This window comes from Synechococcus sp. BSA11S (genome assembly GCF_014224355.1).
Lineage (GTDB): Bacteria > Cyanobacteriota > Cyanobacteriia > PCC-6307 > Cyanobiaceae > Regnicoccus_A.
On the sequence record NZ_VNWP01000002.1, the window covers coordinates 145,919 to 168,849 of the forward strand.

Annotated in this window: 21 protein-coding genes; 13 read left to right on the forward strand and 8 right to left on the reverse strand. The window is 67.2% G+C overall.

Annotated elements, in window-relative coordinates:
- The first annotated feature begins 20 nt into the window (after nucleotides 1-20).
- The 3 genes from thrB (at nucleotide 21) to FPZ61_RS02610 (ending at nucleotide 4,828) form a co-directional block, all read left to right on the forward strand.
- Nucleotides 21-971 carry a homoserine kinase gene (thrB, locus tag FPZ61_RS02600; protein ID WP_185464524.1) on the forward strand — a complete coding sequence of 317 codons (951 nt, stop codon included), beginning with the start codon at nucleotides 21-23 and terminating at the stop codon, nucleotides 969-971.
- A 91-nt stretch (nucleotides 972-1,062) separates the two neighbouring features.
- Nucleotides 1,063-2,637, forward strand: coding sequence for an NAD(P)H-quinone oxidoreductase subunit 4 (locus FPZ61_RS02605; RefSeq protein WP_185464523.1), 1,575 nt, complete (start codon nucleotides 1,063-1,065; stop codon nucleotides 2,635-2,637).
- A gap of 55 nt (nucleotides 2,638-2,692) precedes the next feature.
- Nucleotides 2,693-4,828 carry a M3 family metallopeptidase gene (locus FPZ61_RS02610; protein ID WP_185464522.1) on the forward strand — a complete coding sequence of 712 codons (2,136 nt, stop codon included), beginning with the start codon at nucleotides 2,693-2,695 and terminating at the stop codon, nucleotides 4,826-4,828.
- A gap of 21 nt (nucleotides 4,829-4,849) precedes the next feature.
- On the opposite strand, the gene FPZ61_RS02615 is transcribed toward FPZ61_RS02610, so the two are convergent.
- The 5 genes from FPZ61_RS02615 to FPZ61_RS02635 are packed head-to-tail and all read right to left on the reverse strand — an operon-like array spanning nucleotide 4,850 to nucleotide 12,693.
- Nucleotides 4,850-5,467 (reverse strand): alpha/beta fold hydrolase, encoded by a 618-nt coding sequence (locus FPZ61_RS02615; protein ID WP_185464521.1) that lies wholly within the window; start codon nucleotides 5,465-5,467, stop codon nucleotides 4,850-4,852.
- Nucleotides 5,448-5,837 carry a dihydroneopterin aldolase gene (locus FPZ61_RS02620; protein WP_185464520.1) on the reverse strand — a complete coding sequence of 130 codons (390 nt, stop codon included), beginning with the start codon at nucleotides 5,835-5,837 and terminating at the stop codon, nucleotides 5,448-5,450. Before FPZ61_RS02620 ends, FPZ61_RS02615 begins: the two co-directional genes overlap by 20 nt.
- Nucleotides 5,838-5,865: 28 nt before the next feature.
- Complete coding sequence (locus tag FPZ61_RS02625; protein ID WP_185464519.1) at nucleotides 5,866-7,185, reverse strand: glutamate-5-semialdehyde dehydrogenase; 1,320 nt, start codon at nucleotides 7,183-7,185, stop codon at nucleotides 5,866-5,868.
- A gap of 39 nt (nucleotides 7,186-7,224) precedes the next feature.
- Nucleotides 7,225-8,109 (reverse strand): ROK family protein, encoded by an 885-nt coding sequence (locus FPZ61_RS02630; RefSeq protein ID WP_185474733.1) that lies wholly within the window; start codon nucleotides 8,107-8,109, stop codon nucleotides 7,225-7,227.
- A gap of 15 nt (nucleotides 8,110-8,124) precedes the next feature.
- Complete coding sequence (locus FPZ61_RS02635) at nucleotides 8,125-12,693, reverse strand: translocation/assembly module TamB domain-containing protein (RefSeq protein ID WP_185464517.1); 4,569 nt, start codon at nucleotides 12,691-12,693, stop codon at nucleotides 8,125-8,127.
- Between the two features lie 68 nt (nucleotides 12,694-12,761).
- On the opposite strand from FPZ61_RS02635, the gene FPZ61_RS02640 reads away from it, so the two are divergent.
- From FPZ61_RS02640 to FPZ61_RS02685, 10 genes are all read left to right on the forward strand, one after another.
- A complete protein-coding gene (locus FPZ61_RS02640) occupies nucleotides 12,762-13,229 on the forward strand; it encodes a Ycf51 family protein (RefSeq protein WP_185464516.1) in 468 nt (155 codons plus the stop codon).
- A 14-nt stretch (nucleotides 13,230-13,243) separates the two neighbouring features.
- Nucleotides 13,244-13,633 carry a DUF4332 domain-containing protein gene (locus FPZ61_RS02645; RefSeq protein WP_185464515.1) on the forward strand — a complete coding sequence of 130 codons (390 nt, stop codon included), beginning with the start codon at nucleotides 13,244-13,246 and terminating at the stop codon, nucleotides 13,631-13,633.
- 74 nt (nucleotides 13,634-13,707) lie between these two features.
- The gene (locus FPZ61_RS02650; protein ID WP_370593324.1) at nucleotides 13,708-14,028 is read left to right on the forward strand and encodes a hypothetical protein; all 321 of its coding nucleotides are present in this window, start codon (nucleotides 13,708-13,710) and stop codon (nucleotides 14,026-14,028) included.
- A gap of 36 nt (nucleotides 14,029-14,064) precedes the next feature.
- Nucleotides 14,065-15,609, forward strand: coding sequence for a CocE/NonD family hydrolase (locus tag FPZ61_RS02655; protein WP_185464514.1), 1,545 nt, complete (start codon nucleotides 14,065-14,067; stop codon nucleotides 15,607-15,609).
- Nucleotides 15,610-15,637: 28 nt separating this feature from the next.
- Entirely contained in the window at nucleotides 15,638-16,354 is a 717-nt protein-coding gene (locus FPZ61_RS02660) for a DUF3887 domain-containing protein (RefSeq protein ID WP_185464513.1), read from the forward strand.
- A gap of 57 nt (nucleotides 16,355-16,411) precedes the next feature.
- Nucleotides 16,412-18,721, forward strand: a complete 2,310-nt coding sequence (gene glgB, locus FPZ61_RS02665) for a 1,4-alpha-glucan branching protein GlgB (RefSeq protein ID WP_185464512.1) — start codon at nucleotides 16,412-16,414, stop codon at nucleotides 18,719-18,721.
- A gap of 26 nt (nucleotides 18,722-18,747) precedes the next feature.
- Complete coding sequence (gene hemE / locus FPZ61_RS02670) at nucleotides 18,748-19,806, forward strand: uroporphyrinogen decarboxylase (RefSeq protein WP_185464511.1); 1,059 nt, start codon at nucleotides 18,748-18,750, stop codon at nucleotides 19,804-19,806.
- On the forward strand, nucleotides 19,803-20,813 hold the full coding sequence (locus tag FPZ61_RS02675) for an NAD(P)-dependent oxidoreductase (protein WP_185464510.1): 1,011 nt from the start codon (nucleotides 19,803-19,805) through the stop codon (nucleotides 20,811-20,813). Before hemE ends, FPZ61_RS02675 begins: the two co-directional genes overlap by 4 nt.
- 37 nt (nucleotides 20,814-20,850) lie before the next feature.
- Nucleotides 20,851-21,243, forward strand: a complete 393-nt coding sequence (gene petE / locus FPZ61_RS02680; protein ID WP_255441294.1) for a plastocyanin — start codon at nucleotides 20,851-20,853, stop codon at nucleotides 21,241-21,243.
- Nucleotides 21,244-21,356: 113 nt separating this feature from the next.
- Entirely contained in the window at nucleotides 21,357-21,698 is a 342-nt protein-coding gene (locus tag FPZ61_RS02685) for a c-type cytochrome (protein WP_185464509.1), read from the forward strand.
- Between the two features lie 111 nt (nucleotides 21,699-21,809).
- On the opposite strand, the gene FPZ61_RS02690 is transcribed toward FPZ61_RS02685, so the two are convergent.
- From FPZ61_RS02690 to FPZ61_RS02700, 3 genes are all read right to left on the reverse strand, one after another.
- Complete coding sequence (locus FPZ61_RS02690; protein ID WP_185464508.1) at nucleotides 21,810-21,983, reverse strand: hypothetical protein; 174 nt, start codon at nucleotides 21,981-21,983, stop codon at nucleotides 21,810-21,812.
- Nucleotides 21,984-22,132: 149 nt separating this feature from the next.
- The gene (locus FPZ61_RS02695; protein ID WP_185464507.1) at nucleotides 22,133-22,339 is read right to left on the reverse strand and encodes a hypothetical protein; all 207 of its coding nucleotides are present in this window, start codon (nucleotides 22,337-22,339) and stop codon (nucleotides 22,133-22,135) included.
- An 85-nt stretch (nucleotides 22,340-22,424) separates the two neighbouring features.
- Nucleotides 22,425-22,898, reverse strand: a complete 474-nt coding sequence (locus FPZ61_RS02700; protein ID WP_185464506.1) for a hypothetical protein — start codon at nucleotides 22,896-22,898, stop codon at nucleotides 22,425-22,427.
- Between the last annotated feature and the right edge of the window lie 33 nt (nucleotides 22,899-22,931).

The window sequence follows — 22,931 nt, forward strand, 5'->3', positions numbered from 1 at the left end:
GCCCGAGCAGAACGGTCGTGATGGTGAGGCCCCGCATCGGGCAGGGTGTGCAGGTGGATGTGCCGGCGACCACCGCCAACCTCGGTCCAGGGTTCGATTGTCTGGGTGCCGCCCTGGAGTTGAACAACCGCTTCGAACTGCGCTGCATCGAGGGCGATGGCGAGCGCTTCGATCTGCTGATCGAGGGCAGCGAGGGCGCCCACCTGCGCGGTGGACCCGACAACCTCGTCTACCGCTCCGCCCAGAGGGTGTGGAAGGAGGCGGGGCAGCAGCCGGTGGCTCTCGAGGCGCGGGTTCGCCTGGCGGTTCCTCCGGCCCGGGGGCTGGGAAGCAGCGCCACGGCGATCGTGGCGGGGCTGATCGGTGCCAACGCCCTGGTGGGTGAACCGCTGAGCAAGGAGAAATTGCTGGAACTGGCCATCGACATCGAGGGGCATCCCGACAACGTGGTGCCCTCCCTGCTGGGTGGCCTCTGCATGACCGCGAAAGCGGCCTCCCACCGCTGGAGGGTGGTGCGCTGCGAGTGGCACGAGAGCGTCAAGGTGGTGGTGACGATTCCAGCCATCCGTCTCTCCACCAGTGAGGCACGGCGGGTGATGCCCAAGGTGATTCCGATTTCCGACGCCGTGGTCAATCTGGGTTCACTCACTCTCCTGCTGCAGGGTCTGCGCACCGGCAATGGCGATCTGATCGCTGATGGTATGCACGACCGCCTGCATGAGCCCTACCGCTGGGGGCTGATCCAGGGGGGGCGCCAGGTGCGGCAGGCGGCCCTCGGCGCCGGTGCGTGGGGCTGTGTGATCAGCGGCGCCGGGCCCAGCCTGCTGGCCCTGGCCAGCGCCGACCATGCCCAGGCCGTGAGCCGGGCGATGGTGGCGGCCTGGGAGCGGGAGGGCGTCGCATCCCGGGCTGAGGTGCTGCAGATCCAGTTGAGCGGTAGCCGCTGGCATGACCTCCCCGATCGCCCCTGAGCGGTCACGCCTGAGTACAACTACCTAACTGATACATTCAGTGCCCGAAAGCCGGTCCAGCCGGCTACAACCAACGCTGCCGCCGGCTCGAATGGACGTCACTCTGCCCCTGACGGTTGCGTCCAGCCTGCCTGCATCATTTCCCTGGCTCAGCCTGATCGCCCTGCTGCCAGCGGCGGGTGCGCTGCTGATGCCCCTGCTCCCCGGTGATGGCACCGACCCCCGGGCCCCCCGCAGCATCGCCCTGGTGGTCCTGCTGCTCGACCTGCTTCTGATGCTGTGGGTGTTCAGCCAGCACTTCGATGGCGGGTTCAGTGGCCTGCAGCTCGTGGAGCGGTTGCCCTGGGTGCCACTCCTCGGTCTGGAATGGTCGCTTGGAGCCGATGGCCTCTCGGCTCCCCTCGTGGTCCTCAGTGGTCTGGTCACCCTGCTGGCTGTGGCGGCCAGTTGGAATGTCAACCGCAAAACCCAGCTCTACTTCGGTCTGTTGCTGCTGCAGGCTTCGGCTCAGTCCCTGGTTTTTCTGTCCCAGGATTTCCTGCTCTTCTTTCTGGCCTGGGAACTGGAGCTGGTGCCGGTCTATCTGCTGATTGCGATCTGGGGTGGCAGCCAGCGTCAGTATGCCGCCACCAAATTCATTCTCTACACCGCCACAGCCTCCCTGCTGATTCTGATCAGCGGCCTGGCTCTGGCCCTGGGCGGTGACGGCTTCACCCTCAATCTTCAGGAGCTCAGCCAGCGGTCCTACGGGGGAACTTTCGGTCTGCTCTGTTATCTGGGTTTCCTGATCGGCTTCGGGGTCAAATTGCCGATGTTCCCTCTGCACACCTGGCTGCCCGACGCCCATGGTGAGGCCAATGCGCCCGTGTCGATGTTGCTGGCGGGTGTGCTGCTGAAGATGGGTGGTTATGCCCTGCTGCGCTTCAACGTTCAGATGTTGCCAGAGGCCCATGTGCAACTCGCTCCTGCCCTGGTGGTGCTGGGCATCGTCAACATCATCTACGGGGCCCTCAACGCCTTTGCCCAGGACAACGTCAAGCGGCGCATCGCCTGCAGCTCCGTGAGCCACATGGGCTTCGTCCTGCTGGGCATCGGGGCCATCGACAGCCTCGGCATGAGTGGCGCGATGCTGCAGATGATCAGCCACGGCCTGATCGCCGCCTCGATGTTTTTCGTCACAGGGGTGTTCTACGAGCGCACCAGGACCCTCTCGATTCCCAACATGGGCGGCCTCGCCAAGGTGCTGCCGATCACCTTCGCCTTCTTCCTGGCCAGTTCGCTTGCATCCCTGGCCCTGCCGGGGATGAGCGGTTTCATCAGCGAGATCACCGTGTTCCTCGGAATCACCTCCAACGATGGCTTCACCGTGCCCTTCAGGGTGGTCACGATCGTTCTGGCGGCCATCGGCCTGGTGCTCACTCCCGTGTACCTGCTCTCTCTCTGCCGTCGTGTTTTCTTCGGCCCCAGGATTCCGGCTCTGGCTGTGGTGGGCGACATGAAGCCCCGGGAGCTGGTGATCGGCCTCTGCCTGCTGGTGCCCACCCTGGCCATCGGCTTCTGGCCGCGTCTGGCGATCGATTTCTACGGCGCCACGACCACGGCCCTGGCTGAGGGTCTGAGCAGTCCCAGCGTGATGGCGATCGGACGGCTTTCCGCTCTCGGCTGAACCGCCAAGGCGCCGCTGATCGGCTGGAATGGGCTCACCGAAGCGGACCACCGCCATGAGCGCCTCCCTGCTGTCCCCTCCCCTGTTGCGGGGCGAAGGCCTGCCTGACTTTCCAGCGATCAAGCCCGAGCAGGTGCGCCAGCAGATTCCGCTGCTGCTCCAGGAGCTCAATGCCGGCCTGAGTGATCTGGAGGATGGCCTGAACATGACCCTGGGGTCTGGCGAACCCCTGGGCTGGTCCCAGGTGATGGACCCCCTGCAGCGGCTGGGGGAGAGGCTGCGCTGGAGCTGGGGCGTGGTCAGCCATCTCAATGGCGTCTGCAACAGCCCGGAGCTGCGTGAGGCGCACCGGAGCCAGCAGGGGGCCGTGGTGGCCTTCGGCAATCGCGTTGGCCAGAGTCGCTCGATCTACCACGCCCTGGAGCGCCTGCAGGAGCAGCACGGGGCCGGCAGTCTGCCCCTGGATCCCACCCAGGAGCGCATTCTCGAGGCTGAGCTGCTTGACATGCAGCTGCGGGGGGTGGCTCTGGAGGGCGAAGCCCAGGCCGCCTTCAATGCGGCCAGTGAGGAGATCGCCGAGCTCGCCACCCGTTTCGGGAATCACGTGCTCGATGCCACCAACGGCTGGAGCCTCGCCCTGAACTCCACCGAGGAGGTGGACGGTCTGCCTGAGAGCCTGCGCCAGCTGCTGGCCCAGGCGGCACGGGATGCGGGTCTGAAGGCGGCGGACGGGAGCGAGCCCAGCGCTGAGAAGGGCCCCTGGTTGCTGGGGCTGGACATGCCCCGGGCCATGCCGTTCCTCAAATACAGCCGCCGCCGCGACCTGCGCGAGCGGCTCTACAAGGCCCAGGTGAGCCGTGCCTCATCGGGGGATCTCGACAACAGTCCGCTGATCGAGCGCATTCTCACCCTCAAACGTGAGCAGGCTGCTCGGCTGGGCTACGCCACCTGGGCCGAGGTGAGCCTGGCCTCGAAGATGGCCGACTCCGTCGATGCGGTGGAACGCCTGCTGGAGGACCTGCGCGCGGCGGCCTATCCGGCGGCGCAGCGGGAGCTGAAGGCCCTGGCCGCCTGCGCCGAGCGCCATGGCGCTCCCGAAGCCGGCGCGCTCAAACCCTGGGACGTGAGCTTCTGGGCCGAGGTGCTGCGTCGGGAGAGCTTCGACCTGCATGGGGAGGCCCTGCGTCCCTGGTTCCCCCTGCCGCGGGTGCTCGAAGGGCTGTTCGCCCTCTGCGGGCGGCTGTTCGGCATCCGCATCGAAGCTGCTGATGGCGAGGCGCCGGTCTGGCATCCCGATGTGCGGTTCTTCCGTGTTTTCGATGCGGCCAACGACAAAGCCATCGCCGGCTTCTATCTCGATCCCTACAGCCGTCCGGGCAGCAAGCGTGGCGGCGCCTGGATGGACGATTGCCTGGGTCGCTCCCGGGATGCCGCCGGCAACCCTGTGCTGCCGGTGGCCTACCTGATCTGCAACCAGAGTCCGCCGGTGGGGGACACCCCCAGCCTGATGACCTTCGAGGAGGTGGAAACTCTCTTCCATGAATTCGGCCATGGGCTGCAGCACATGCTCACCACCGTCGAGCGTCCCCAGGCCGCGGGCATCAACCATGTGGAGTGGGATGCGGTTGAGCTGCCCAGCCAGTTCATGGAGAACTGGTGTTACGACCGTTCCACGCTGCTGGGCATGGCCCGGCACTGGCAGAGCGGTGAGCCCCTTCCCGAGGCTGAGTTCGCCAAGCTGCTGGCGGCGCGCACCTTCATGGGCGGCAGCGCCACCCTGCGCCAGGTGCACTTCGCCCTGGTGGATCTGCGCCTGCACAGTGCCTGGAGTCCCGCCACGGGCCTGAGCCCTGAGGACCTGCGCCGCCAGATCGCCACCACCACCACTGTGCTGCCTCCGATTCCGGAGGATTCCTTTCTCTGCGCCTTCAGCCACATTTTTGCGGGAGGATATTCAGCCGGGTATTACTCCTACAAGTGGGCCGAGGTGCTCAGCGCCGATGCCTTCAGCGCCTTCGAGGAGGTGGGCCTGGACAATGAGCCAGAGGTCAAGAGCACGGGGCGTCGCTTCCGCGACACGGTGCTCGGCCTCGGCGGCAGCCGAAGCCCCTCCGAGGTGTTTGAAGCCTTTCGCGGCCGGGAGCCCTCCGCCGAGGCCCTGATCCGTCATTCAGGCCTGTTGGCAGCCTGATGCGCACAACCGCGGAGGCCGTCAGGGGCGCAACAACTCCCGATGCAGCACCTTCAGCGACGCCGGTGCGCTGAGCACGTTCTGGTGCAGCCAAACCGGCAGGGCCCTGGCCGGCCCGAAGGGCAGGATCGCCTTCCAGCCAGGCACCACCACCTGGTCGGTTGGAGTGTAGAAGCTCAGGCACTCCACCCCTGCCAGGGCTTGAGGATCCTCGTTGAGCTGGCGCAGCAGCGGACTGCCGGGTTTCATGTCGGCGATTCCCCCCAGCAGGAACGACGGCCAGGGCTGGGCGGTGATCGTTCCCTGCTGAGGGCTGGCCACGCTGATGAAGCGGCGGGTGCGCTGCTCTCCACCCAGCAGCTGCAGCCAGCAACGGGCGATCACACCGCCCATCGAGAACCCGAGCAGATCGATCGGTTCCTCGGCTCCGAAACGTGCCTCGATGGCCTGACCCAGCCGCTCGGCCAGGTGGAGCAGGGGCGTGGCGCCCAGACGGTGGCTCAGGTGGGGAACCAGCAGCGGATCGCGGGCCCCCGCCAGGAGCTTCTCCAGGCGCCGGAACAGGCGGGGCGAATCCCAGAGCCCATGCACCATCACCAGGGGTGGGTAGGTCATCGACTCAGCCGCCTGCAGGGGCATGGCGCCAGCGCTCCACCTGCACCAGGCCGCTGAAGCCGCTCACGGGGGGAGCGCATTTGCCCAGGATCACCCGCTGGGTCACCGGGCCGTAGAGCTGGTCGATCCGCTCCATGATCCTCTCGGCGTAGTGCTCGAGCGTGAGGCAGCGGATCGATCGAGCCTGCTCCTGCAGGGCCTGGATCGCCAGGCCGTAATCCAGGCTGAGGGCCAGATCATCGCTGCGGCCTGCGGGGCCGAGGTCGTGCCAGAGGCTGAAGGCGAGCTCGAACCATTGCCCCAGGTCCCGCTCCTGCTCAAGCACACCCACGTGAGCCCAGAGCCGCAATCCGTGCACATGGATCGCCTCGCCCTTCGCGACGACTGGATGCATTTGGGGGGGCGGAGCGTTCATCGGGTCGTCAGAGGAGCAGGGAACGGTGCGTGAAACGTCGCTCGCCACTGGCGTAGTCGGCCACGACGTGCCCCTCTCCGCGCAGGTGGTAGCGGTAGGTGACCAGGCCTTCCAGCCCAACGGGGCCTCGGGGTGGCAGGGTCTGGGTGCTGATGCCCACTTCGGCACCGAAGCCGTAGCGGAAGCCATCGGCGAAGCGGGTGGAACAGTTGAGGAAGACTCCTGAGCTGTCCACGGCAGCGAGGAAGCGCCGGGCCGCTTCGGGATCGTTCGTGCAGATCGCGTCGGTGTGCCGGGACCCGTGGCGGGCGATGTGCTCGAGGGCCTGCTCGAGGTTGTCCACCACCTTCACCGCCAGGATTCGGTCGGAGAATTCCTTGCCCCAGTCGTCTTCGCTGGCTGGGTTGGCCACCCCCAGGGCACAGGCCTCGGGGCAGCCCCGCAGTTCCACCGCCTCCGCCGCGAAGGCGGCGATCGCCGCAGGCAGGAAGCTGAGAGCGGCTTCCCGATGCACCAGCAGGGTTTCGATCGCGTTGCAGGCGGCCGGGTACTGGGTCTTGCTGTCGATCGCCAGGCGCAGGGCCTGCTGGGGATCCGCAGCCCGGTCCACCAGCAGATGGCAGACCCCGTCGGCATGGCCCAGCACGGGGATGCGGGTGTGGTCCTGGATGAAGCGCACCAGCGCGTTCGATCCCCTGGGAATGATCAGATCCACCAGGCCATCAAGCCTGAGCATCCCAAGGCTCTCCTGGCGGGTGGTGAGCAGGGCGATGGCCCCCGGATCCACCGCACTGGCCGCCAGACCCGTCTGCAGAGCCTGGAAGATCGTTGCGCAACTCCGGCTGGCCTCGCGTCCCCCCTTGAGCAAAGCGCCGTTGCCGGAGCGGACCGCCAGCGACGCGATCTGGATCAGGGCATCCGGCCGGGCCTCGAAGATCACCCCCACCACCCCAAGGGGCACGCTGATCCGCTCCAGCACCAGGCCGGCATCCAGCTCGGTGTGCAGCTGACGCCGCCCCACGGGATCGGGAAGCGCGGCCAGCTGACGCACCCCCTCGATCGCGCTGGCGAGTTTGGTGCCATCGAGCTTCAGGCGGGCCACCAGGGCCGGGGCCAGCTGATCCGCCGCCGCTGCCTCCAGATCGGCCTCATTGGCGGCCACAATCGTGTCGCCATCCTGCTCGAGCGCCTGGGCCATCGCCAGCAGTGCCTGCCGGCGCTGCTCATCCGTGCACTGCCCCAGGGCCATGGCGGCGCGGCGAACGGCACCGGCGCGGCTGAGCAGCTCGGGGCTTGGATCGGGGACGCCGGTTGGGGTGGAAGCCATCTGACCATCATTCCAGCCGCCCATTCCTGCCCCCCCGACTCAGGCCGGCAGGGTGTCCAGGGCCAGCCGCACCGCCCCCAGCCGTCCGGCCCCGTTGCCCAGGGCACAGCGGCGAATCTCCAGGCCCTGGCGACTCTCCGGCAGCACCCGCTGCTCCACCTCCCGCCAGACAGCCGGCAGGATGTGGTCGCTGGCGGCACTGAGGCCACCGCCGATCAGCACCAGCTCCGGAGTGAGCACATAGAGAAGTGAACTCAGACCGATCCCCAGCCAGCGGCCGTAGCGGTCCCAGACGGCCAGGGCTTCGGGATCACCCCCGTCGGCGCGGCGGCAGAGCTCGGCTGGATCCAGCGGGCTGAGGCGGCCCAGCCCCGTGATGCTGCAGAACTGCTCGAGCGAGCCCCGGTTTCCGCTGCGGCAGGGGGGACCCTCAGGGTCGATGCCGATCAGGCCGGGCTCGATCGCCGCCCCATCCCGGCCGGTGAACAGCTGGCCCCCCAGCAGGGCCGCTCCACCCACACCCGTGCCCAGGGTCAGCAGCAGCACGTCGCTCCGGCCCCGGGCCGCCCCCAGCCAGGCCTCCCCCAGCAAGGCGCAGTTGGCGTCATTGGCCAGGATCACCCGCCGCTCCAGCTGGGGCTCCAGCCAGTCGGCCAGGGGAACATCGTGCCAGCCGGGCAGGTTGATCGACACCCGCGCCACCCGGCCGCTGCGGTCCATCGGTCCGGGCAGGCCGATCCCCACCCGATCGGCCTTGCCTTCAGGATCCACGGCCGTGATCGCCTCCACCAGCGCCATGCTCACCGCTCCGGGCAGGGCCGGTTGAGGGGTGGGGCACTCGAGTTCGGCCAGGCAGGCACCGCCGGCGTCGAAGCGGCCCAGCTTGATGGCGGTGCCCCCCAGATCCGCGCCGATCAGTTCCATCTCAAGCGGAGCCCATCAGAAGCGGAAGAACAACTGCAGCTGGCTCTGCCAGCGCCCTTCGGTGTCGAAGGATCCCTGCAGGCCCAGGGTGTCACTGGCCTGGTAGCGCAGGGTGAGCTGGGGGGGGATGTCGGTGCGGTTCGGTGCCGCCAGCACCGAGAAGTTGAAGCGCTCAGTGATGTCGAGGCCCAGCTCCGAGCCCAGCACCAGCTGGGCGGGAGCCCGGCGGGACTCCCGCCGTGATCCCGACGCATTGCTGCCCACCTCGTTCGCCGACGGGGAGAAGAAGGTGGGGAAAATCGAGAAACTCACCCGCTGGCCGAAGGCGTTGCTGAGGGTCCCGATCAGTGGCGAGAGCAGCGACTGACCGAAGACCGTGGCCAGGGCCGTCGTGGCGTTGCCGCCGCTCAGACCCGCCAGGGAATTGCCGCCGATCAGCGCCACCAGCCGCTCTTGCGACAGGGGTGGGGAGCTGCGGATGGTGAGGGATTCCTGGATCCGGTCGGCCGGACCACTGGCGGTCACCACCACCTTGACCAGATTGAGCTGATCGAGCGGAGTGAAATCCCCCCGGAGGTCGGCGTCGTCGATCCCTCCCCGGCTCCGGCCCACCCTGAGGGTATCCGACACCCTTGTGCGCAGGGCGATGTCCACATAGGGGATCAGCCCGAGACTCGGGGTGAACACCGCCACGTTGGGGGCGTCGGGATCGAGGGTGAAATTGGTGGTGAACAGGCTCAGGCGACCACCGAGCAGCCGCACCACACCACTGATGCTGAGGCTGGGGTCGATCGGGCCATTGAGGGCGAGGCTGCCGCCCGTCTTGAAGTTGGCCACCGGTGGCACCACCACCTCCAGATCCGGGCCGAGGGCGAGGCGCAGGTTGTCCAGACGCAGAAGGGGTACCCGTGGCACCGATTCACGCAGGGACTGGGCCGTGTCACTCTCCACCTCGGGGCCGAGCAACACCAGGGGTTTCTCGAAGTTCCAGTCTTCCTCCGTCAGCCGCTTCGCCGGCTTCGGTTTGAGGACCCCGTCGGCGTCTTCCTGGGCCAGGGTCCCGGGCTGACCATTGATCGTGCCCTTGCTCAAGCGCAATTCGCCGCTCAGCTGCGGTCGCAGCAAGCTGCCGCGCAGGGCCAGGCTGCCGTCGGTGAGCGCGTTGAGGCGGGGCCCGCTGATGCGGGCTTTGCTGATCGTCAGGTTGAGGGGTTGACGCTGGGTGATGTCTTTGAACAGACCCAGCCCCCCGCTGCCGTCGAGCTCGCCCTGGCTGCCCATGCGGGCCTTGAACTCCTGCACCAGCAACTCTTCGAAATCGAAGAGCACCGTGGCCTGGAGCTGGCGGATCTCCTGACCGCCGACCACCAGCTCGCCGTCTCGGAAGCGCAGGAAGCCGTTCGCCAGCGGTTGGAGCAGGCTGCCCCGCATCAGCAGCTCCAGGTCGGCGTTGCCCTTGCGCCATTGCAGTCCTTGTCCCACCAGGGTGCTGATGAAGCGCAGGCCATCGCCGCGGCTTGAGAGCCGCAGCTTCAACCCCTCCTCGCGGGGATCGAGGGGAATGGTGCCGCTGAGGTCGATGCTGCCGTCGGCCCCTTCGCTGCGCAGGGAGGCCGCCAGGGCCAGGGCTTCCCCTTCCAGGCTCACATCGGCGTCCTCGAGCCGCAGTGGGATGCCGTTGAGGCTGGCGTTGCTCAGGCTCAGGCTGGTGCGGAATGCGCGCTCACGGGTGCCGGATCCCAGCTGATAAGAGCCCTCCAGATTCACCCCCCCACGCAGGCTGTTGGGCACGGGTGTGGCCAGGGCCAGCAGGGTCAGGGGGAGGTTCTCAAGGCTGAAGCTGCCCTTCCCGCCCTGGATCGGTCCTTGAATGCGCACCCGGAAGGGATCGAGCTCGAGGGCCTGGTCGCGGTCGTCGGCCCGCATCCAGACGTGGCCCTTGGCGGCCACGTCGAGGTTGAGGCGTTCCAGATCGGCTCCGGTCAGGTTGACGTCGAGATCGACCAGACCACGCAGGTCTTCGAGTTTCATTCGTGATCCGGCGGGCCTGGTGGGCCGAAACTCCGCCAGCCTTGCCTGAGCGGCCTGCAGGGCCTGCAACTGGCCATCGATCGAGCCCCCGAGGGTGTCGATCACGAGTGTGCCCAGATCGCTGGCCCTCCCCCTGGGCTGTGGAGCTTCGCCTCGCCAGATCGTCAGGGCCTGGGCCAACTCCTGGAACAATTGCAGTGGCAATCCCCGGCCTTCGATGCGGGTGCTCAGACTTCCCCTGCGCTGCCCATCGGCACTGAGGGCCACCGTTCCCCCGGTCAGGGGGGTGAACTCGCCCTTCAGGCGGAAACGCCCGGCGCTGTAACGGCCGGAGGCGGCCAGCCGCTGCCCGCGCACTCCCATCAGCATCGGCCTCTCCAGGGCCACGCTCCCCTCCATGGCCAGAGGCTGAAGATCCAGAATCCCCTTGCCGCTGAGCAGACCATCCAGGGCCCTGGGCCTGGCGGGATCCCCCAGGGCCAGGCGCAGGCCCCTGAGGGGGAAGCGGGACGCCTGCCAGCGGTAGCGACGGGCATCGCCGTTGAAGGTCAGCAGTCCCTGCTGGCGCCGCAGCTCCACCTGGGTGGGCAACCAGGAGCGGTTCAGCTGTGCCTTCAGGCTTCCCCCCGAGGCAGGGGCAACGGCGTCCAGAGCCAGGTCGCCGCCGCCGCCTGAGCGTGCCGTCAGCCTTCCTTCCCAGGTTTCCAGCAGTTGCAGCGGCCCCCCGCCGGGCTGACGCACCGACAGCCAGAGGTCGGGCCGCAGGGCCGAGAGGGGTCCGCTCAGGCGGCCCCGGGCACTGAGATCCCCCTGAAGCGTGGTGCCCAGCAAGGGGCCGATCCGGGCCAGGGCGTAAGGCCTGAGTTGGAGGTTCAGCCCCAGATCACCCGCCACCAGGCCGCGCCGGCGCTGCCAGCGAAGGGGGAGGTCGCCGTCGGCACTGAGCTCCGGACTCTCGAAACTCAGCAGACTGAGGCGATTGCTGGACCAGGCCAGATCGGCGCTGATGGGCCCGAGCAGCAGGGTGTCCTCCAGGCGGAGTCCGGAGGGGGCGCTCAGCCTGGCTTTCAGGCGTCCGAGGGGACCAGAGCGGTCGCCGTCAGGACCGGCGCTGGCCTGGAGGTTGAGCAGGGTGGTTCCCTGGCGTTGGAAGGTGGCGCTGAGGGTCGGCTCCCTCAGGCTTCCCCCCAGCAGAAGCCCCCCCTCCAGCCAAGAGTCACGGCCCAGCAGGCCCTGGGCCACTGCTCCGGCAGGTTGCCAGAGGGATGGATGCAGCCTCAGCTGCTGGCTGCGCACATCAAGCCTGGGCCAGACCTGTCCCTGTGCCGTGAGTTCGGAGCGGCCGGAGCGCGCTTTCAGGCTCTCGAGACGCAGCTGAAGGCTGCGCCGCCAGTCGGCGCGAAACAGGGCGTTGAACTTCAGCGGTTGGGGGCTGGTGGGGGTTCCTTTGCCCAGGGGGATGTGGCCATCCAGTGCCAGAAGGGGCTGCCGCCAGGGTCCGCGCAACCCCAGTCCCAGCCGATCGCCGCGCTTGGGATCGTTGGCGGTGAGGCTCAGATCGAAACGGTTACCGGGAACCAGGGAGCCCTTGAGAGTCCCTTGCCAGTTCGCCATCCGCCAGGGGTCACCCTCCAGCAGGATCCGCTGCCCTCGGCAGCCGAGCGACAGGCGTCTGGCCTGGAGTGGAGCCGGCAGAAGGGGATCACGCAGCTCGAGTGCGGCCAGGCGCAGGGAACCTCTGCAGCTGGCCTTCCCCTGGCTTCTGCTGAGCTCGAGACGGCCGTTGGCGGTTCCCTTCAGAGCCTGTTGGCGCGGGGGACGGGCGCGGGGGATCAGCGACGCCAGGGGGGCCAGATCCCAGCGGCGCAGATCAAGGCCAAGCCGAACATCGCCATTGCCCCAGTTCGCCGACCCCCGCAGCAGGGCACGACCACGGGCCCTGCTGGCCCCAGCGCTGCCCTGAGCCCGCGGCCTGGCCGTGACACGCCAGTCGGCGCTGCGACGGTGCAACCTCACCTCCCCCCGACCCTGCAGCATGAGGTCGAGATCGCCAGCGCCGAGGCGAAAGCGTGCGGGCTGGTCCAGCAGAAGCTTGAAAGACAGTCTTGGCGGTGGTTTCGTGCCTGCCGGCCCGAAGACCCAGACCTGTCCCTTGGCGTTCGGGATGAGGTTGAGCTGGGCCCCCCGGGGCCGCAGTTGCAGCACCAGGGCACGCTCGAGGAGTGTGCCCGCCGGGTCCAGGCTTACCCCAAGCCCTTTCAGGCGCAGGTTGGAGCGGTCGGCCGGCCCGCTCAGCACACGGGTGGGACCGATGCTCAGACCCCAGGGCCTCAGCCCCTGATAGGGACCGAGCTGGATCGGGTGGCCAAGCCCACGACCGATCAGGGTTTCCAGCCGGGGCCGCCAGCTGTCGTAGGCCCAGCGCGCCAGATGATCAGACCCCCACCAGGCTCCCAGCAGGCCTGCGCTTCCCCCCAGGACGGCCGCCAGCAGCAGCTGATTGCGGCGACTGCGGGGCTCGGTACCCGTCTCAGGCGAAGGCGGGGACCCCATCGGCTCGTTGCTGTCACCGCCTGAGGACGCCGCAATATAAAGGGGTTTCCGCTTCTGCCCAGGCCGCCATGCCCGTCGATCCGCTGTTGCTCAAAGCCGGACTATGGCTGGGGGCTGCCAGTGGAGTGCTGGCCCTGCTGATGGTGGCGGGATTCGTGCGGAGCTGGGGAATCCGCTTCCGCCTGGTGGGGGTCACCAGCTTCACGGTCCTGCTTTCCCTGTCCTGCCTCGCTTTTGCCATCAGTTATTCGCCGCGCACCCAGGTGGAGGGAGCCGTGACGGTGCCGGTGGTCTTCGACAACGGAACCAATCTTGTGGTCGCTGCAGCGCCCCCGGAGCTGTCGAGCGACACCTATGGCCCCACGGTGGAGCAGCTGGCCCTCAACCTGCGCGGCAGCGGTCGCAGCAGTGGCGATGGGCTGGTGCATGTGCGCCTGCGGCGGGTCGAGCCTGCCGGTGCCGGCAGCAGCCGCCCGGTGGTGCTGGCCGAGGCCACCCGCAGCCTCGAGGACGGCACGGTGACCGTGCTGCGCTGATCCCCCTGCTGCCGATGCTTGATGTTCCTCCCCACTTCAGCGCTGAGCAGACCCAGCTGCAGCAGGCAGGCCTGCACGACTGGTCCTCCCTGGCCGCCCTGAGCGATCCGGCCCTGCGGCGCCTGGCCCGCCACGGAGCTTCCGAGCAGCGGCTGATCAGGTTGCGCGCCCAGGCTCGCCTGATCAGCGAGCTGGGTCTGGCCGCCGAGCAGGCCGCTCTGCTGCTGCATGCAGGCTTGGCCAGTTCCTCGGCTCTGGCTGAGGCCTCCCCCCAGCAGGCCCACCGCCAGCTCGGCCGCCTGCAGCGCTCGCTGATCGGATCCGCCCTGCCGGTGCCCACCCTTCCCGAGGTGCGCGCCTGGATCGCCACGGCCCGGCGGGCCTCCGGTCGCCCGGCAAACTGACCAGGATCTCTCCATCCAGACGCCGGCAGCCCCTCAAATGGAATGATCCCCCGAGTGGAGGACGTTTCTTGCCCTTGCCTTCTCTCCCCGGACGACAACGCCCACTCCAGCCAGCAGTGAGACGACTGGCCTTCACCTGCTTCGCGGTGCTTCTCAGCGCTGCCCTTCCCCTGCCTCCGCTGCAGGCCGCCTCACCCCTGCTGGAGTCGGTCAAGCAGAATCCGCAGCTGGCCAAGCGTCTCTGCGACGACCTTCGGCAGCTCAACGGACGCGGGGTGACCTCCAAATCACCGGAAGCGATTGCGATGGTGGCCAAGAGCCAGGGGCTGAACTCCACCGATGCCGAGATTCTCACCACCTATGTGGTGGGCCTGCACTGTCCCGACGTGCGCTGAGTCTTCCAGCTGGACACCGAAGTTCTCGAGGATTGGATGCCCTGCCCTGACGGGGTGTTGCTGGCGACCCGAGTCTGGAAACCGACGCAGCCGGGCCGTTGGCCCCTGCTGCTCATGCGACAGCCCTACGGGCGGGCGATCGCGTCCACTGTCACCTATGCCCATCCACGCTGGTACGCCAGCCAGGGCTATGCGGTGGCGGTGCAGGACGTGCGTGGGCGGGGGGCGTCCCAGGGAGAATTCAGGGGGTTTGCCCAGGAGGCTGCCGATGGCGGCTTGGCCCTGGCCTGGGCCCGCACCCTTCCCTATGCCAATGGACGGGTGGGAACCTATGGGTTTTCCTACCAGGGGCTCAGCCAGCTGTTGCTCAGCCCGGGAAGTCCGCTTCCCGATGCCCTGGCACCAGCGATGGCCGGTCTTGACGAACGGCTGCACTGGGCCAGCGAGGGGGGCGCCCACTGGTGGGGACTGGGCCTCGGCTGGGCGCTTCAGCTGGCGGCTGAAACCATGCGCCGCGCCGGGGACCCGAGCGCCTGGCATCGCATCCGCCGCAGCCTGCAGGACGGCACCTTTCCCACCGATGGCCTGGCCCTGCTGGAGTGCCATGACCCGGGGGGGATGGGGCTGGGCTGGTTACGGCTGGATCCTGGCCAGCCCCAGGGCTGGCGGCGGCATGAGCCTCCCGAAGCCCTCTTCCGCCAGCCGATGCTGCTGGTGGGGGGCTGGCATGATCCCCACCTGTCGGGGGTGCTGGATCTGCTGGCCCGTGGCCGCGCCGCGGGCGCTGATCCCTGGGTGCGGATCGGGGCCTGGAGCCACCTGAACTGGAGCGGGGGACTCGATCGCCTGCAGCTGAGCTTCTTTGATCGGCACCTGCGGGGGAGGGAGGGACTGGAGGTTCATCCGAAGGAGGCGATCGCCGATCTGGGCAGCGGTCAGTGGCAGGGCCTGAGCGACGCCGGCAGCGGTCGACGGGACTGGGCCCTGGCCAGCGGGGGCCTGGCCGCCATTGACGCCGACGAAGGTCGCCTGCTCGCGGATGGCGACGGAGGAGGTGCCCTCTGGTTCGTTCACGACCCGTGGCGGCCGGTCCCGGGACGGGGGGGACACCTGGGGCTCGACGCCGGCCTGGTGGCCCGCACGGATCTCGATGCCCGCTCCGATGTGGCCTGCTTCACCACGGCCCCCCTGGATGAGCCGCTGCAGCTGGCGGGGCGGCCTGAGCTTGAGCTGGAGATCTGCGCTGATCAGGACGGTTTCGATCTCTGTGGAGCTCTCTCGGTGATCCGCCGGGGAACGTCCTGGCAACTGAGCACGGGTGTGGCGCGCTTCCTCGGCCCCCACTGCCGTCGCAGGCAGCGGCGGCGCCTCAGCCTTCAGCCTCTGGTGGCCACCATCTCCGCCGGGGAACGGCTGCGGCTGTCCCTGGCCGCTTCAGCCTGGCCCCAGGTGGCGGTCAACCCGGGCACAGGCGAGTGTCCGCTGGGTCCTGTGGGCCCGGCCCACCGGGTGATCACCCTCGAACTGCACCTGGCCGATGCCCACCTGCGCCTGCTGCCGCTTGATCCTGGGGCAGACTGACGCGAGCCTGCTGTTCTCAGTCATCTCCATGAACCTGCGTGTCCCTCTGCTGGCGATGGCCCTGGCTGCTGGCTTGCATGGGGGTCCCTCGTTGGCCACCTCCGCCCTGCCTCCGGCCCAGGCCCGCGCGGCCGGTCAGGTGTTGCTCGATGCCCTGAAACGCCAGGACAGTCAGGCCGTCTTCGATCGCCTGGCCCCTGATCTGAGGAAGCTCACCACGGTGGAGCGTGTTCGCCAACGACTGCGCGAACAGGGACCGATCCTCGGCAGCCGGATCACTGAGGTGTCTTCGGGTGTGGATGACAGCACCGTGGAGGCGGAGCTGAGGGGATCCTCCGGCAGCCGGCCCCTGGTGCTGGTGCTTGATGGCCAAGGACGACTCCTGGGCTGGGAACTGGATCAGCAGGACAAGCCGATCAAGCAGATCGCCACCACCTTCATCACCGCCCTCAGCGAGGGTCGTGTGGTGGATGCCCGCAGTCTGCTGATCCGCGAGCTTCAGGAGGAGATCACGCCCCAGGACCTCCTCAACCGCTGGAAGGATCTCGAGAAACTCACGGGTTCGTTTCAGCGCCTGCGCGGCACCGTGGTGGCCAGTGAAGGTGGTCCCCAGCAGCTGGTGCTCGTCACCACCCAGTTTCAGAGGGTCACCGACAACCTCTTCGTGATCTTTGATCCGGAGGGTCACATCATCGGCATCGACTTCCCCGAGGACCCGGAGCGCCCAGGCGTTCCCCTGCCCTGACCCAGGGAGGCGGCAGGAACGGCGGGCCTAAGCTCCCCTTCCGCCTGCCGTTGATCGATGCCTTCCACCAGCCTCGAATGGATGGTCCAAGACGGGCAGAGGCTTCAGGACTGCCGGCACGATCATCCTTTCGCCGTGCTGGGGCCCCAGCCCCACGGCGAAGGATGGGTGGTGCGGGCCTGGATGCCGGAGGCCAGCCAGGTGCACCTCCTGCTCGACGGCCAGATCCTGCCCATGGCCACACCCCACCATCCCTGGGTGTTCGAAGCAGAGCTGAGCGCCGATCCCGGTCGGCGCTACCAGTACAGGGTGCAGCGCGGTGGCATCGAGCACCAGCAACACGATCCCTGGGCCTTCCGTGAGGAATGGATGGGCGAGCTCGATCGCCATCTGTTCGCCGAGGGCAACCACCATCACATCTGGCGCCGCCTCGGCGCCCATCCCTGTGAGCGCGAGGGCATCGCCGGTGTGCAGTTCGCCCTCTGGGCCCCCAATGCCCGCAGCGTGGCCCTGCTGGGCGAATTCAACAGCTGGGATGGCCGTCATCACCCGATGCAGCTGCGCATTGGGGGAATCTGGGAACTGTTCGTCCCCGGTCTCACGACCGGCACGCTCTACAAATACGAGGTGCGCTCCCCCGAGGGCCACTGTTATCAGAAAGCGGATCCCTACGGCTTTCAGCACGAAGTCCGCCCCCAGACCGGTTCGGTGGTCACCCAGCTGGGCCAGTACCGCTGGGGCGACCAGGCCTGGCTGGCCGAGCGCGACAGCCGCGACCCCCTCAATCAGCCGATCTCGGTCTACGAACTGCACCTGGGCAGCTGGATGCATGGCCCGGCTGATCAGCCCTACATCGAGGCCGATGGCAGCCCGCGCCCGCCCGTGGCTGCCGCCGATCTCAAACCCGGCGCACGGCTGCTCACCTATCCCGAGCTGGCCGACCGGTTGATTCCCTATGTGAAGGAGCGGGGTTTCACCCACATCGAGCTGATGCCGATCGCCGAGCATCCCTTCGACGGCTCCTGGGGGTACCAGGTGACGGGCTTCTACGCCCCCACCAGCCGCTTCGGGCCGCCGGATGAATTCCGTGCCTTCGTGGACCGGTGCCACGCCGAAGGCCTTGGGGTGATCCTCGACTGGGTGCCTGGCCACTTCCCCAAGGACAGCCATGGCCTGGCCTTCTTCGATGGCTGCCACCTCTACGAGCATGCCGATCCCCGCATCGGCGAGCACAAGGAATGGGGAACGCTGATCTTCAATTACAGCCGCAACGAGGTGCGCAACTTCCTCGTGGCGAATCTGGTCTATTGGTTCGAGGAGTTTCACCTCGACGGCATCCGCGTGGATGCGGTGGCGTCCATGCTCTACCGCGATTACCTGCGCCCCGATGGCGAATGGCTGGCCAACGAGGAGGGCGGCCGTGAAAACCTCGAGGCGGTGCGCTTTCTGCAGCAGGCCAATTCAGTGCTGTTCCACCACTTCCCCGGTGCCCTCTCGATCGCCGAGGAATCCACCACCTGGCCAATGGTGACCAAGCCCACCGACATGGGTGGCCTCGGCTTCAACCTCAAGTGGAACATGGGCTGGATGCACGACATGCTCGATTATTTCGAGCTGGATCCCTGGTTCCGCCAGTTCCACCAGAACAATGTCACGTTCTCGATCATGTACCACTACACCGAGAACTTCATGCTTGCCCTCAGCCATGATGAAGTGGTGCATGGCAAGAGCCACCTGTTGCACAAGATGCCAGGTGACGACTGGCAAAAGTTCGCCAATGTGCGCGCTCTGCTCGCCTACATGTGGACCCACCCGGGCAAGAAGACGATCTTCATGGGCATGGAGTTCGGCCAGCGCTCGGAATGGAACGTCTGGGGCGATCTGCAGTGGGACCTGCTGCAGTACGAGGCCCACCAGGGGCTGCGCAATCTGGTCGACGATCTCAACCGTTTCTATCGCGAGGAGCCGGCACTCTGGAGGGAGGATTTCGACCACTACGGCTTCCAGTGGATCGACTGCAGCGACAGCCGCCATTCGGTGATCAGCTTCATGCGTCGGGAAACCCTTACGGGTCGCTGGGTGGTTGTGGTGGCCAACTTCACCCCCCAGAGCCATTCCCATTACCGGGTGGGGGTGCCGATGGAGGGCTACTACGCCGAAGTCTTCAATACCGATGGCAGCCGCTATGGCGGCAGCAACCTCGGCAATCTGGGGGGCAAATTCACCGAGGAGTGGGCGCTCCATGGCTACAGCCAGTCGCTCGACCTCTGCCTGCCGCCTCTGAGCGTGCTGGTGCTGCAGCGCGACCCGGTTCGCAGCCAGCCCCTCTGTGACGAAGCCACCGAAACAGGCGGTGCGCTCGGGTAGGTTCGCCCCTGGCATTCCCTTCACCCATGGTCGAATCGCTTCCCCTGCTGCTGCGCGCCGCCCGAGGTGAGCAGGTGGAGCGTCCACCGGTCTGGATGATGCGCCAGGCCGGGCGTTACATGAAGGTCTACCGCGACCTGCGCGATCGTCACCCGGGCTTCCGGGAGCGATCGGAGCAGCCCGATCTCTCTTACGAGATCTCCATGCAACCCTTCCGGGCCTTTCAGCCCGATGGGGTGATCCTTTTCTCCGACATCCTCACGCCCCTGCCGGGGATGGGGATCGACTTCGACATCATCGAGAGCAAGGGACCGATCATCGATCCGCCGATCCGCAGCCTGGAGCAGGTGGAGGCACTGAGACCCCTGGATGCCGCGGCTTCACTTCCGTTTGTGGGTGAGGTGCTGGGCCGGCTGCGCCAGAGTGTGGGCAATGAAGCCGCGGTACTGGGCTTCGTGGGTGCCCCCTGGACCCTGGCCGCCTACGCGGTGGAAGGCAAGAGCAGCAAGAACTACGCCGTGATCAAGGCGATGGCCTTCCAGGAGCCGGCGCTGCTGCATCGCCTGCTGGGCCTCCTGGCTGATTCGATCGCCGCCTATGTGAGCTATCAGATCGAAAGCGGTGCCCAGGTGGTGCAGCTGTTCGACTCCTGGGCCGGTCAGCTCAGCCCGATCGACTACGACGTGTTCGCAGCTCCCTATCAGAAACGGGTGGTGGATCAGGTCAAGGCGAAGCACCCCGACACCCCTTTGATTCTCTACATCTCCGGCAGCGCGGGTGTGCTCGAGCGGATGGCCACCACCGGCGTCGATTTCATCTCCCTGGATTGGACCGTGGACATGGCCGATGGCTGTGCCCGCCTGCCCGAACACCTCGGGGTGCAGGGCAATGTGGATCCTGGTCTGCTCTTTGGGACCCCGGAAGCGATCCGGGAGCGCATCGTCGACACCGTGCGCAAGGCCCGTGGCCGCCGACACATCCTCAACCTGGGCCATGGCATCCTGCCGGGCACCCCCGAGGACAACGCACGGGTCTTCTTCGAGGCGGGCAAGTCGGTGAATGAGTTGCTGGGGGCAGCCGTTTGAGCGGCGCCAACGGGCACGCCCGTGTCTTGATCACCGGCGCCAGCGGCTGCGTCGGTCAGGCCATCGCCGAACAGCTCTATGTCAGTTCCGATGTCGAGCTGCTTCTCTGGCTGCGGGATCCTGCCAAGCTCACCGCCGTACCCCGGCAGGATCCGCGCATCACCCTGCTGGTGGGTGATCTGCGTGATCAGGAGCCCCATGCCGCCGCGATCGCCTCGGCCACCAGGGTGATCCACACCGCCACCGCCTGGGGCGATCCCGAGCGGGCTCATCAGGTGAACGTGGTGGCCGTCAAGGAGCTGCTGGGCCGCCTGGATCCCGCCCGGCTGGAGCAGATCATCTATTTCTCCACCGCCAGCATCCTCGATCGTCAGTTGCGATTGCTTCCCGAAGCGGCGGCTTATGGCACCGAGTACATCCAGACCAAGGCCCTCTGCCTGGAGCAGCTGGAGCGCCATCCCCTGGCCGAGCGGATCGTGGCGGTCTTCCCCACGCTGGTGTTCGGCGGTTCGGTGGGCCCAGGCGATCCCCACCCCACCAGCTACCTCACAGCCGGCCTCAAGGAAGCGGTGCGCTGGCTGTGGCTGGCGAAGTGGCTTCGGGCTGAGGCCAGCTTCCATTTCATCCATGCGGCCGACATCGCCCTGGTCTGCGCCCACCTGGCCCTCAACCCTCACCAGTCCAATCCCGAGCCGGGTCAGGGGCCGGTGCGCCGGCTTGTTCTGGGCCAGCCGGCCGTCACGGTCGATGACACCGTGACCAGGCTCTGCCGCTGGCGCCGCAGCTGGAGGCCACCGCTGGGGCTGTCGCTGAACGGCTGGTGGATCGAAGCTCTGATCCGGGTGCTGCCGATCGAGGTGAATGCCTGGGATCGCTTCAGCATCCGTCAGCGTCACTTCATCCACGACCCGGTGAGCCCGCCGGAGCGCTTTGCGATGGTGAGCCATGCCCCCACCCTCGAGGCGGTGTTCGAGCAGGCAGGGCTGCCCCACCGCGGACGTATCTGAAGACGACATACAATGCCGCCAGTGTTTGGAATTCCTGATGGTTCAAGCTTTCTTGGCAGCCCAGGCCCGGTTCGTGAAGGCCCTGGCGGGTTCCGCTCTTCTGGGGGCTCTGTTGCTCCTGGTGAGTTTCGCTTCCGTGCAGCCCGCCCAGGCGGCCACCGTGGAGGTGAAGCTCGGCACCGATGCCGGCATGCTGGCCTTCGAGCCCAGCGTGATCACCATCAGCAAGGGCGACACGGTTCGTTTCGTGAACAACAAGCTGGCCCCCCACAACGCCGTCTTTGACGGCCACGAGGAGCTCAGCCACAGCACCCTTGCTTTTGCCCCCGGGGAATCCTGGGAGGAAACCTTCTCCGAAGCCGGCAGCTACGACTACTGGTGTGAGCCCCACCGCGGTGCCGGCATGGTCGGCAAGGTGATCGTCGAGTGATCCCCATCGGGGCTCGGTAACGAGATTGTTTCGATCCTTTCCCGTCGCCGGCGTTCAGCTGGCGGCGGGACTCTATTTTTGTCGGGTTGCCCGCTCCCTTGCTCGCTCCCGTGATGCGTCGCCTGCTTTCGTTCTTCGCCGTCTGCCTGGCGCTACTGCTGGGTGCCTCCCCCAGCTTCGCCGCAGACGCTGCCCACGGCGGGCAGATTTTCTCCGCCAACTGTGCGGCCTGCCACATGGGTGGCGGCAATGTGGTGAACGCCGAGCGCACCCTCAAGGCCGACGCTCTGGAGGCCTACCTGGCCAACTACAGCACCGACCATGAGGGCGCCATCGCTTACCAGATCGCCAACGGCAAGAACGCCATGCCCGCCTTTGCCGGCAAGCTCACCGACGGTGACATCGCCGATGTTGCCGCTTACATCGAAGAGATGGCCTCCAAGGGCTGGGCCTGATCCAGATTCGCCGGTACCCGCTCCTCTGGTCTGCGGTCATCGGCTTGCATGCCTTCCCTTCTCCACCCCTGCCTCAGGGGTGGTTTTTTTGTCTTTGTGTCCTGAAGCTGTTCAGTGCCGGGCTGCGGCGCGATGGTGGGCAGGCCCGACGAAGCGGCTGAGATGTCTCTGGAGCAACTGCGACGCCTGGTGGCCGATGCCGAGCAGCAGCCGAGCCTGAGGGCCCTGCTCCGGCAGGCTGGCCCAGCGGCGAGACCAGCCAGGGGCCAGAGGCCTTGGGGGCATCTGATTGAGCGCGCCAGAACCCTGGGCTATGCCATCAACTGGGCGGATCTGGAGCAGGCCTGTTCCGCTGAGGAGGCCGCTCGGTTCCTGAGCCAGGCCAGGATCGAGCCTGTGGCCGATCTGATGGCTTCCGTGCCTGGCCGGAGGGCTCAGCTGAGCTCTCGGCGCCTGGCGAGCACGTCGAGGTAGAGGTCTTCGGGCACATCGCGGATGTCGTACTCGCTGGGCAGCACGCCATGGGCATGACGATGCACAGCGAGCCAGCAGTTCCGCTCCGGATCCTTGCTGGTGCCCTCGAAGTCGAGGGATTCCAGGGCCAGACGCTGGACCAGGGCCTCTCTCGCCTCGCTGCTCATGGCTGTTCCAGGTCCGTGGCCTGACGACATCATGGCAACAAGGCCCTGCTGACGGTGGTGGGGTGCCTGGAGCTCCGAGCGATGCTCAGCGGCAGCCGAACACAGAGATCGTGTAGCTGAAACCGGTGGCATTGGCGTTGTACCCCGAGCCCACCTTCACGTTCACCTGGCTCACCAGCTTGCCGGCCGGTGGGTGGAAGGGACCGAACTGGCGAAACTGACCGGGCTGGGCATCGAGGGTTTCATTCACCACCTGCAGGTTGGTGCCATCGCTGAATTTCAGATAAGCCTGGATCGGGAATGGACCTGCCTTGGTGGAGGTGGATTTGAAGTTCACCTTGTAGCTGGAGTAGGCCCGACTCACGGTGAAATCGGTGTTGAAGTTGGTGCGCCCGAAGGGAAACACGAGCGGGCCGTTCAGTTGGATCGACTTGCTGACGCTGGTGCCTCCTCCCACGGCCGTCAGGTAAGTGCAGCTGGCTGCCGCAGCGCCGGGGGCCAGGCCCATGGCCAGGGCGGAGAGTGAGGCGAACGTGGCTAGGGAAAGGGTCCTGGGCATGGGGCCTGGGGGGTGGGCTTGAAGTTAAGGACA